Genomic DNA, 1,544 nt, shown 5'->3' with positions numbered 1-1,544 from the left:
GGCGTATTCCGTTGAAAAACTCGCGCTTGATCGAGGGTCATCCTGCTGATTCAATTCCTGCAAGGTTTGGGGGGACTGGCGATGATGGGACCGCGACAAGAAGCGCAACCGGCGCTGTTCTACGAGTTCTCGCTGGAAGATCACGTTCCGCGAGACCATCTTCTTCGCTCCATTGATCGGTTCGTCGACCTGAGCAGCATCCGTGCCCACCTGACCGAATTTTACAGCCATACTGGCCGGCCGTCGGTCGACCCAGAACTCCTCATCAGGATGCTACTGGTGGGCTATTGCTTCGGCATCCGGTCCGAGCGACGCCTGTGCGAGGAGGTCCATCTGAACTTGGCGTATCGCTGGTTCTGCTGTCTCGATCTCAGCGACCGCGTCCCGGACCATTCCACGTTCTCCAAGAACCGGCACGGGCGTTTCCGCGACAGCGAATTGCTCCGCCACCTGTTCGAAACGACCGTCGCGCGTTGCATCGCGGAAGGTCTGGTCAGCGGTCAACGCATGGCCATCGACGCCAGCCTGATCGAGGCCGACGCCAATAAGCAGAACTCTTCGCCGAAGGACGACTGGGACGCGGCGAGGATTGATCCGGCGGATGCGCCCCGTGCCGTGCGCGAGTATCTCGACACGCTGGATGAGGCGGCATTCGGCGCTGCCAGCGAGGTGCAGCCCAAGTTTACCTCGCATTCAGACCCCGCCAGCCAATGGACAGCGGCGCGTAAAGGCCCCGCTTTCTTCAGCTATTCCGACAACTACCTGATCGACACGGATCATGGCGTGATAGTCGATGTGGAAGCCACGAGGTCGATCCGGCAGGCCGAGGTCGGATCGACCAAGACCATGCTGGATAGGGTGAAGTCCAAGTTTGGTCTGCGTCCCGAACGCCTGATCGCGGACACTGCCTACGGCACTGGACCGATGCTGGGCTGGCTGGTTGATCGCAAGATCGCGCCGCACATCCCGGTCATAGACAAGTCCGGACGCAGCGACGGCACCTGGACGCGGGCAGAGTTCGAGTGGGACGCCCAGAACGACCAATATATCTGTCCCGAGGGCCATGAGCTGAAGCAGTTCCGCCGGAATTACTCGGATCCGAACCGGGGGCCGACCGGCAAGGGCACAGCCCGATACCGCGCATTGAAAGACGTCTGCCAGGCGTGCCCATCCAAAGCCAAATGCTGCCCCAACGCCGAGGCGCGCAAGATCACCCGCGAAGAGCATGAAGACGCCCGCCAGGTCGCCCGCGAAATCGCCAAGACCCGCCAATACGACATCTCGATGAAGCTCCGGAAAAAGGTCGAGATGCTATTTGCCCACCTCAAACGCATCCTCGGCCTGGGTCGGCTCCGATTACGCGGCCCATGCGGTGCAAATGACGAATTTCTCCTCGCCGCCACCGCCCAGAACCTCCGGAAACTGGCCAAGATCTTTCCGGCGCCGCAGCAAACCCGCAAAGCCTGATAGGAAAGGCGCTCGCGCCACATTTGGGGCAGCCATTTCTGCGCTCGCAAACGTTAGTTTTTCCACAGAATCGGCGG

Annotated in this window: 1 protein-coding gene; it reads left to right on the top strand. The window is 60.9% G+C overall.

Annotated elements, in window-relative coordinates; translation table 11 throughout:
* The first annotated feature begins 81 nt into the window (after positions 1–81).
* Positions 82–1,467, top strand: coding sequence for an IS1182 family transposase (locus GQE99_RS20340; RefSeq protein ID WP_161353794.1), 1,386 nt, complete (start codon positions 82–84; stop codon positions 1,465–1,467).
* Positions 1,468–1,544 lie beyond the last annotated feature (77 nt).

Origin of the sequence: Maritimibacter harenae (genome assembly GCF_009882975.1) — a bacterium.
GTDB classification, from domain to species: domain Bacteria; phylum Pseudomonadota; class Alphaproteobacteria; order Rhodobacterales; family Rhodobacteraceae; genus Maritimibacter; species Maritimibacter harenae.
The sequence above is the reverse complement of the archived record's forward strand: the minus strand, read 5'-3'. Positions and strand labels throughout refer to the sequence as shown.